Source organism: Kosmotoga arenicorallina S304 (assembly GCF_001636545.1).
GTDB lineage: Bacteria > Thermotogota > Thermotogae > Petrotogales > Kosmotogaceae > Kosmotoga_B > Kosmotoga_B arenicorallina.
Genome location: NZ_JFHK01000001.1, coordinates 52,733 through 62,611 on the forward strand (window position 1 = coordinate 52,733; position 9,879 = coordinate 62,611).

8 protein-coding genes are annotated in these 9,879 nt (G+C 40.5%); 4 read left to right on the forward strand and 4 right to left on the reverse strand.

Features of this window, described 5'->3' with window-relative positions:
• Window positions 1–62: 62 nt before the first annotated feature.
• The 3 genes from AT15_RS00160 to AT15_RS00170 all read right to left on the reverse strand — a co-directional run bounded on the left by AT15_RS00160 (window position 63) and on the right by AT15_RS00170 (window position 3,232).
• On the reverse strand, window positions 63–932 hold the full coding sequence (locus AT15_RS00160) for a BadF/BadG/BcrA/BcrD ATPase family protein (protein ID WP_068345153.1): 870 nt from the start codon (window positions 930–932) through the stop codon (window positions 63–65).
• Window positions 932–2,206, reverse strand: coding sequence for an RNA-guided endonuclease IscB (iscB, locus tag AT15_RS00165; RefSeq protein ID WP_084251355.1), 1,275 nt, complete (start codon window positions 2,204–2,206; stop codon window positions 932–934). Before iscB ends, AT15_RS00160 begins: the two co-directional genes overlap by 1 nt.
• A gap of 237 nt (window positions 2,207–2,443) precedes the next feature.
• Window positions 2,444–3,232 (reverse strand): GntR family transcriptional regulator, encoded by a 789-nt coding sequence (locus AT15_RS00170; protein WP_084251356.1) that lies wholly within the window; start codon window positions 3,230–3,232, stop codon window positions 2,444–2,446.
• A 263-nt stretch (window positions 3,233–3,495) separates the two neighbouring features.
• Here AT15_RS00170 and AT15_RS00175 point away from each other — a divergent pair, with 263 nt between their 5' ends.
• The 4 genes from AT15_RS00175 to AT15_RS00190 all read left to right on the forward strand — a co-directional run bounded on the left by AT15_RS00175 (window position 3,496) and on the right by AT15_RS00190 (window position 9,271).
• The gene (locus AT15_RS00175) at window positions 3,496–4,488 is read left to right on the forward strand and encodes a serine hydrolase domain-containing protein (protein ID WP_235598462.1); all 993 of its coding nucleotides are present in this window, start codon (window positions 3,496–3,498) and stop codon (window positions 4,486–4,488) included.
• A 16-nt stretch (window positions 4,489–4,504) separates the two neighbouring features.
• Entirely contained in the window at window positions 4,505–5,596 is a 1,092-nt protein-coding gene (nagA, locus tag AT15_RS00180) for an N-acetylglucosamine-6-phosphate deacetylase (RefSeq protein ID WP_068345161.1), read from the forward strand.
• Between the two features lie 922 nt (window positions 5,597–6,518).
• Entirely contained in the window at window positions 6,519–7,457 is a 939-nt protein-coding gene (locus tag AT15_RS00185; RefSeq protein ID WP_068345162.1) for an asparagine synthetase A, read from the forward strand.
• A 50-nt stretch (window positions 7,458–7,507) separates the two neighbouring features.
• Window positions 7,508–9,271, forward strand: coding sequence for an ATPase (locus AT15_RS00190; protein ID WP_068345164.1), 1,764 nt, complete (start codon window positions 7,508–7,510; stop codon window positions 9,269–9,271).
• A 42-nt stretch (window positions 9,272–9,313) separates the two neighbouring features.
• On the opposite strand, the gene AT15_RS00195 is transcribed toward AT15_RS00190, so the two are convergent.
• Window positions 9,314–9,739, reverse strand: a complete 426-nt coding sequence (locus tag AT15_RS00195; RefSeq protein ID WP_068345166.1) for a hypothetical protein — start codon at window positions 9,737–9,739, stop codon at window positions 9,314–9,316.
• Window positions 9,740–9,879: the final 140 nt, after the last annotated feature.

The following is a 9,879-nucleotide window of genomic DNA, read 5'->3' on the forward strand; positions in this document are numbered from 1 at the left end:
TTATCAGAGATAATTGTATCATAATATGTCTATTCATATTAAGTATGATAATACAAATTGAATTATCGATTAGCTTTTTCTGTGCTTAACCTCTGGAAAAGCTCTTTTGCGATATATGGGTCTATTCTGTTATCAAAAATTTCGATCTCGTAATTAGAAAATTTTTCTGTTATTTTTTTGGTATAGAGTGCTGATTTAAAGCATCCACCGCTGAGCACTATTTTTTTTGAGTTTGTTTTTATCAAGATAAGGTTTATCATTTTTGAAAGCAGTTCTATGGCCTCATCAAGAACTCTTAGAACAAGAGGGGTGGGATTAGCCAGAGCTGGTTCTGTGAAAGAAGCTATCTTAGCTTTGAAGTTTCTTGAAATTTGGAGATTTGCAAGGGATTCAAGGTCTTTAAGGTTGAAATATTTCAACAATCTTTCGAATATAGGATCACGAGAAACAAGGCCATCACGATACTTCAGAGCATTTGCGATAAGTTCCTTAGATATCCAGAAAGCGCTTCCTTCATCACTGAAAAGGTGCCCCCATCCCCCCGCACGAAAAGAAGCCCCTTTTGAATTTTTTCCATAAACCACAGACCCTGTTCCTGCAATAACAACAACTCCAGGATTTTCTAGAAAGCAAGAGCGGTAAATCCCTTCGATATCCGGGATGATTTCTTTGTAAGCTGCCGGAAATACTTCATTTAGTGTCTCTGAAAGTATCCTTTCCCTTATAGGATCGCCTGCTCCCGAAAAGGATGCCACTATCGCTTCCGGGGTTCCGAGACGCGATTTCATGAGATTTAACGCTTCTAACAGGCTTTTGCGCTCCACTATGGAGAGATTTGAGCTAAATGACAGCTGTGTTTTTTCAAATCCAGAACCATCGTATACAGAAGCGCTGAGGTTAGATCCTCCGCCATCAATCCCCATAACTTTCATCAAAATCCAGCGCAGGAGACTCCACCTTCTACAAGGTGGAGAGGAATGCACTGTTCCCTCCTTTCCAGTATCAGCGTTCTTGCTCTTTCTATAAGTTTTAAGTTCTGCCACTTGGCTGACGAATGGATTTTCTCTCCACTCAATGTACGTAGGTCAAAATATCCTGAGTTTCTCAATCCGTAGATTATACCTATTTGACCGTTATATTTCACTTTGTCGAATCTCTTAAACCCTTTAACTTCTTTTACAGTATTTAATTTTCTAATTCCACCCTTGATTGGGTTAGCTTTGTGCAACGACCTATTTTGTCTTCTAAAATATTTTCCGAAGTACCATTCACAAATCCTTTCTTGAAACGCTCCTCCTGCAATGACAAATGCATCGTTTTTGTGTGATTTTTCTATACCAAATTTTGATCTCCTTGCTTTCGTTGTGCTTCCATATGTTACTTCAACACAAAAGAGCTCTTTAAGTCTATTGACTATATACCAACCTATTGTAGATACATGAGTTGCGTCTTTTAAGATTTTGACTTTCTTCAATTTGCTTTTCGGTATTTTAAGTTCGCCTTTATGGATACCTTCGTGTTCTTCGCTTGTCAAAACTATCAGATTTGAAGGATTATCAGTTCCACCTTTACTACGTGGCATTATATGGTGAACTTCTAAAATACCTTTTTTACCAGATAATTCAGATTTATACCCTGCTCTCCATAGGCAATATTCTCTTACATCCCAAAACCCTTTTTGAACTCCGTTTTGATAATCTACGCTTTCAACTTCTGGATTGATAATTTTGTGTGTGTCGAACGGTGCTATCTCAACTACGATTTTTGTAACTGGCAGTGTTTTGGCTATTAAGTTAATAAGTTTAACGTGTGCATCAACTTTACATTGGACGCTTGGCGCAAGCCATCCTTCTTTTTTTCGTCTGTTTAAAAATCTCGGTTTTCTGTATCTTCTTTTGCGATGTCTTCTGCTTCTTCTATACTCTCTCCTTTTTAAAAGTAATTTCTTTATATTCTGCCGGAGCTCTACTTCCATACTAAGTAGTTCTTGTTTTTCTGTTATTGCTGAAATACCAACTACTTTTGAGCCAATATCAATACCAACAGTTACTGGCTGTGTGTATGTCGTTGCATCATACAACAACTGGATTGTGAAGGGCTCTCTTCTAACAACTTTTGCAAGCCCCTGCTTTAAGAGCTTTCTCACTTTGCCGTGCCTTTTGGTAGGCATTAGTGGTTTACCGTTTTTTGAAATAACATAAACCAAACAATTACCTCCAATCGTCTTTTGACGATAAGTCAGGGAAAACCCTGTAAGATGCTCATCCCCATGTTAGACTGGCTTGTTATGCCTGCCACACTGTCCCTACCCCTCAGGACTGTTTAATGACAGATGACAGAGCCTGAAACTTGAGCAGCATTTCAGGGTGTCATGACCAGTCTAACGTAGCCATTTCAGTGGCTGAGGGTAGTCAACTAGGGCTTTTTCTACAAGCCCCCACCTCTATAGGTGGTGGGTAGTTGACAATGACTTTCTCACGACCTTCAATTTGTATTTATCGCCTCTGTAAATGGATTCGACATATTCCAGGCAGGCTCCGTCTGCTGTATAAGTGAGCCGATGCCTCAGAATGCCGTATGCGCCTTCATCTACACCCAGATGTTCTGCTTCCGATTTTGTTAGCCTTGCGATTTCTATAATTTCAACCGCATGGTCAAACCTGATGCCGAATTCCTCTTTTAGCACCCTGTAGAGGGATTCATTTGACATATCCATTTTTATTATGTTCAGTACTCTGATATCCACTAGGGGATTAAGGTAACACTTTTCTATTGCCATGGGTTGGTCATCAAGGAATCTCACCCTTTCAAGCAGGACGACCATGCCTTTGTGCGGTAGCTTGAAGGCATCCATCACTTCCGGAGGCGGGAAAAGGATCTCATTTTTCAGAACGATGGACTTTGCTTTATGTCCCTCGCTTACAGCCTCTTCCGTAAAACCTGCGAGAGTGCTTAACTGCTCTTCCCGCTTTCGCTCTTCCACAAATGTGCCTTTGCCTTTTCTTGATACAAGAAGCCTTTCTCTTTTCAGCTCGTCAAGAGCACGCCTTATTGTCAACCTGCTGACTTCAAACTCCTTGCAAAGCTCTTTTTCAGTTGGAAGCTTTTTTGGGTATGTGCCATCTTCTATCCTTTTTTTCAGTGTTCTGTAAATGGAAATATATGCCGGAATCTCACGGTTTTTTTCGAGGTTTCCAGGATTCTTGCTTGCCTGATATTTGACATTCACCATTGATCTCCCCCTTTACAGGGCATTATATGGATTTCTTACTGAAAATGATTACATTCATATTCTAATACTTATTATATGTAATTCCAAATATTAAATGTATATATCAAATAAACAATATGGCAAATATAAAAGCCTAACAAGCCTGTTCTTTGGATAATCAAAGCAGAAAGCATTTCTTTAGATTTGTTATCCTGCCTCCTGAGGGTTAATATTAATGGGGGGTGATTTACCTGGACTTAAACATGAGGTGCATAGAGTCTGTTGTGAAGGAAGGGATAGAAAATGGCGTCTATCCCGGAGCTGTTGTGCTGATTGGCACAAGGGATGAAATACTTTTTTTGAAGGCTTTTGGCAAAGAATCACCGGAAAGACATGCAAAAGCTGTTTCAATTGACACGGTATACGATCTGGCGAGCCTAACCAAAGTTGTTGCTGTTTTGCCTGCTGTAATGCTTCTCATGAGCCAGGGAAAGCTATCGCTGGGGGATCCTGTGTATCTTTACTTAAACGAATTCTCAAATCGGAAGCAGATTACGATTTTTCATCTCGTTACACACTCTTCGGGAATGCCGCCTTATTCAACTGCATGGAAGAAACTATCAGGTGAAGCTCTTCTGAAGCATTTGTTGTTTACCAATCCAGAGCTTAAACCCGGGAAAGCTTTTCAGTATTCGTGCATCAATTTTATTATTCTAAAGGCGATCATAGAAAGAATATCAGGGATTCCCTTTGAGGTTTTTGTTAATGACAGGATATTTTTGCCCCTTGGAATGAACAGCACAGGTTTTTTGCCTGATATTAATACACTTTTTGTTGCCCCCACCTGCAAGAGAGAGGGAGAGTTTCTTAAAGGAAAGCCTGACGATGAACTGGCTTATTATCTTGGAGGAGTAAGCGGTAACGCTGGTTGTTTTTCAAGCGCTGAGGATCTTTACAGACTGTTAAAAGGGCTTGAAGAAGGCTTGCTTTTCCCCAGAAGTATATACGAGCTATTTACCAGGGAGATAGTTGAATTTGGTGGTATTAAGACTCATCTTGGCTGGCGCATGCCTGATTTTTCAGGAAGTTCGGGAGATACTATTGATAGGTCTGCTTACGGGCATACAGGGTTTACCGGGACTTCAATATGGGTAGATCCAAAGAGTAGCCTGAGGGTTATATTCTTGAGCAACAGAACAAGACTAAGGCGGCGTTCAACCATCCCAATGATGCAGAGCATCAGGCGAAGGCTGCACAATACGGTCTTCCAATACTAAAGCAGGTGATGCCGTGATGAAACTTGAAAATATCTTAATAGTTGATCCTGTTGATGGTGAGTATACAGGCTCGATAAACATTGAAGATGAAGAGATTGTTGACATAAGACGCCTTGAGTGTACTCCGAAAGCTATTGTGATGCCCGGCTTTGTAGATCCCCATACACATGGACAACGTGGAATCGATACCATGTCCGCAAAGCCTCGGGATTTTGAAGTATGGGCTGAGTTGAACTTTCAACAAGGGGTAACATCTTTCTTGCCCACAACGGTTTCTTCAAGTTTCGAAGCTCTGCGTAAGGTGCTGTTCAATTTGCAGGAATTGCCGCTTTCAATTGTCGGGGTACACCTGGAAGGGCCCTTTATTAACCCGGAGAAAAAGGGGGCTCAGAACCCTGATTTTATTTATCCTTTCGATGAGAGGCTTGAATCTGTTTTGAAAAATCCTGTGAAACTTATAACAGCAGCCCCTGAAATAGATGGCTTTAAAAAGCTGTTAGAGCTGTCTGAATCAAGAAAAATAAAAGTTAGCATAGGACATTCAAGCGCCACTTATAAAGCAATGAAAACTGCTTTTGAATCAGGTGCCGACAGGATAACGCATTTTCCCAATGCTCTTGTTCCGATTCACCATAGAGAGCTCGGTGGGATGGGGTCTGGACTCTATCTTGATTTCAAACTTGAGCTGATAGCCGATGGCGTTCATTTGGCACCTGAATTTGTGGATCTTGTTTACAGGATTAAAGGTCCGGATAAGATAATGCTTGTGACCGATTCAATATCAGCCGCTGGACTCGAAGATGGGATTTATGATCTTGGAGGCCTTGATGTCGAGGTAAGAGATGGTAAATGCAGGCTTGCAAGGGATGGATCGATTGCGGGGAGTTCCTTGCTGTTCAACAATGCCGTCAAAAATTTCAAGAAATTTACAGGATGCAATTTGATGGAACTTTCAAAGGTTTCTTCTTATAACTCAATAAGAGAACTTGGTATTGAAAAGCTTGGAAGAATTGCCCGGGGCTATTTTGCCAATCTTGTTGTGCTCGATGAAAGCCTTACGGTCTTGAAAACTTTTTTTAAGGGAATAGAAGTCTACAAAAGATTTTAGGAACTTATCAAAAATAGAAAAAACGCCCCAAAGGGGGCGCCTTTTCTTTCTATCGGGTCAGAATCTGTAATGCATCTGTGAGAGTAAGTCCATTTTTATTTTTTCGAGTCTATTGTCGATTTCTTTGTAGTGAATCCTTCTTTCCTTTCTTTTCAACATAGGGTTTCACCTCCTACTCCCCTATCAAAAACCTCTTGGCTGGCTGAACATTCTCTTCATTACCTTCTCTTTAATCAATTCGATTTCCCTGTCAATCTGCGCTAAGCTCTTTCTCTTTTTCATCGTGCCCCCACCTCCTTGCAATCTCAAAAACCAGGCTGGGAATAAATGCTCTGAAGAATCCTTTCCTTTCTGATTTCAATTTCCCTGTCGATCTCTTTGAAATTCCTTCTCTTTTTCATCGTTTCATCCCCCTTTTTTCGAGTTATCATCTTTGACATTCATAATATAGCACAAACAATTGCAATTTGTCAAGTGGAACATTAAAAATTTTTAGGTATAACTTAAAAATAATTAAGTCGCGCCCAAAAAACCGAAACGAAGAAATTCTGTGAAGCGCATAGGCAAAAGGATACAGGAGAAACAGGGGTTTTAAAATATTTTTAGAGGATTGAATAAATTTCCGGGTAATTCAAAATAATTTTAGTGTGAATTCAAAATATTTTGCATATCCGGTGAATAATTTCAAGAAGTTTGATTTTTTAGGGAAAGATATTTGCATTTGGAATTTGGGATTTACTTATGGTATTATGGTCAAAACCCATTTCGAAGGGATGAATAGTATGGGCATATTGATGGTGATAAATCTTAATAACAATAATAACGGGCCGGGATCGGTCGGTTAAGCCTTTGCTTATCAATTTTCAAAGGACCGGCCGATGGATTTCCATCGGCCTTATTTTTTTATATAAGGAGTGATTTTATGGAAAAAAGCGGAAGAATTTCAGAAAAGGTTATCCCTCATCTTTCCAACCCTATCGTCAGAAACGCTGTTAAGGTAAAAGCATCGGTAATAGCATACGCTACTGAATTTTTAAGAAAGAAAGGCTTTGTAGAGCTTTTACCAACAATTGTGTCTCCCCTGACAGATCCGCTAAACCATGAAGTTTTCAATGTTAGGTTTGATTACTATGGCACTGAATACCAGCTAACCCAATCTATGATATTTCACAAGCAGCTTGCAGTAACCGCCTTTGAAAGGATTTTTATAGTCTCGCCAAATGTCCGCCTTGAAACTGTAGAGAAAAAGGACAGCGGAAAGCATCTTTTTGAATTCACCCAAATTGACCTGGAAATGAAGGAGGCAAAGCGCGAAGAAGTGATGGATTTGATAGAAAACCTCCTTGTATACGTTATATCAGGTGTAAAACAAAGCTGCAAGAAGGAGCTCGAATTTCTTGGTTCTGATATGAAGGTCCCTTCGATTCCTTTTAGAAAGGTGAAATATATGGATGCCTTTCAGGAGTATGGGGGGGATTTTGAGGAAATACTTTCGAAAAGGGCAGCAGAACCCTTCTGGTTGATAGATATTCCCATAGGAGATAGGGAATTTTACGACAAATTATCAGAAGATGGTCAAACGTTGCTGGACATGGATCTTATTTTGCCTGGTGGCTTCGGAGAGGTCCTCTCAGGTGGTGAAAGAGAACACGATTACGAGCAAATTCTTAGGCGGATGGAGTATAAAGGGACAAGCATAGAAGATTTCAGCTGGTATCTTCAAATTGCAGAAGAAGAGGGACTTGTGCCATCAGCAGGTTGTGGCTTTGGTGTCGAAAGGCTAACGAGATATATCTGCAATCTTTCACACGTGAGCCTAACCAGATTATTCCCAAAAGTTCCTGGAATGGACTGGATTTAAGTGGAGGTGTAAAATTGTTGTGGTAATAACTTTAAATGAGGTGGTATTTTATGAGAAGTGTTGTAATAGATGGCCACGTATCGTATAACGCAGTTACGCAGATTTTTAATTCAGCAACTTTTCGCTCTTTATTGACCGAGCTGATAAAAGATTCCGAACGCAAAAAGACTTCACTGTGCTCGCTCTTTGAGCTCTTTGTGAAGAATCCAAAAGAATCCGTTTTTGAGGAGAAGTATGATCTTAATTCTATGGTGCAGCTCCTTCTGGCTTTAATGGTCAACACAATAGAAGAAATCGACAATTCAAGGTGCTACTCTTTTCCATTGCTCAGCGATAAGAAAACGTTGCTCGTGAAGTTTGTGGATAGGCTGTTTAACCTGTGGAGGAGCAAGCACAGGTTCATGCTCAGGCGGGATGCTTATACACCTGCAAGGCTCAAGAGAATATTCAAGCAGGCAGTTTTAGTGAATACAAACGCTGAACTCAGGAGTCTCGTTTTGAGCACATACAGGCAAATTCTTATAAACATCTCAGATGTTAGCTTGAAGATTTTAAGGCAAGAACCAGGTGGTGCTCAGGTGAGTTTCCTGGTGGACAGGCCAGAAATTCACAAAGATGCCATGATAGAAAAGGCGAGCTGGCTATATGACCTGGATTTTGTGTGGAGCATAGTTTTTGAACCACCGGTGATTTTTTACACCCGTTCCAATAAAAGACGGGGACTTTTCAAAGTTGTTGATAAGCCAATTCTTCATAAGTTGAATATTGACACACCACGAAACTGGCTTCTTTTTCCGATATTCGTTGGAAAAAAGCTGATTTTTGTCATAACCAATAAGGAATATCTCGCTCTTGCTGCTGGGCTTGGAAATCTCTTTGAAATAGCCAACTTCGACAATATAAGGAATAGAAAGCCTGATGGAATTTACATTTTTGGTATGGATGATGAGTTTTTCGATAGGCCCGAAGATATAAATGGGGTCATATACAAAGAAAATGATTTTTATGTGGGGATGGTTGGCGATCATCCTTCTGTTGATTATTTCGGCTATATGAAAAAAATGATTTTGACCATTCATAACCTTCTAACCATAGACGAAGGAAGGCTGCCAATTCATGGAGCTCTTGCTCATATTAGACTGACAAATGGCAAGAGTGCAAATGTGATGCTTTTAGGAGATAGCGGGGCCGGAAAATCTGAAACCCTGGACGCATTGAACCAGCTGAAAGAAGAAGTTTCAGAAGTGAACATTCTGATAGATGATATGGGCTCACTGGATATAAACCAGAAAGGCGAAGTAGTAGCTTATGGAACGGAAACAGGTGCTTTTGTCAGGCTCGATGATTTACAGCCGGGTTATGCTTATTCCACGATGGATAGAAGCATATTTATGAACCCGAATGTTGTGAATGCCCGTGTGATAGTTCCTTACTCAAATTACGATGAAATAGTGCGACCAACAAAGATTGATTATTTTTTATATGCGAACAATTACCAGAAGGTTGAAGAAGGAAATAAGTTGAGGTTCTTCGACAGCCTGGAAGAAGCACTTGAAGTTTTCTCAAAGGGCGCAAGAATGGCAAAGGGAACAACAGCTGAAAAAGGCCTCACATACAGTTATTTTGCCAATCCTTTTGGGGCAGTCCAGAGAAAAGAAGAGCACAGCCAGATCGCAGGTAAATACATTGAAGCAATGATAAAGAGCGGGGTAAAAATAGGAGAGATATACACTCAGCTTGGTATAAGCGGCTATGAGCAAACAGGCCCGCTTCAAGCCGCTCAAAGCTTGATTGAGCTGATTAAGAATTCATAAAAAAAGCAGGGCTTTGAAAAGCCCTGCTTTTTTTGCTAATGGTTAAAAAACGTATGCCAGAGCGCTATCGGAATAAAAACCGCCCAGGCCAAATCCAACGGTTGTTTTGGAAAGGAAATGCTCTCCCCACAGAACTTTTAGGGTAACGCCTGCACCGATGTTGAATCCGCCGCTCAGAAGAAAACCAAAAGAGCCCCCTGCACCGGCACCAATTAGTAAGTGGTATTCATTATCGCCAAAAACACCCGAGAAAAGTTCGAAGGGTGTAAGGTCCAGTGCAGCGCCCACACCCGTTCCGAGCACAGCCATTAGAGTTCCGTGACCATTATAGCCAAAGAGAGAGAGGTCTTCCAGCGTCATGCCAGCTGCAATTCCATAAGCATTTCCTGCATCTCCTATCCCAATGAAATAACCGCCAAAAGCCATGGTCACAACTACTAAAAGAGAAACTACCAATAACTTTTTCACAAAACCACCCCCGATCATTTAGTTACTCGTAATTATAGCCTCAGTGATTGAGTATAAAAAGGATTTTATAGAGCAAAGCTAAAAATTTACTATATGTTCAAATTTGAGAGTAATGGATACTCTCAAGTTATGCACTTTGA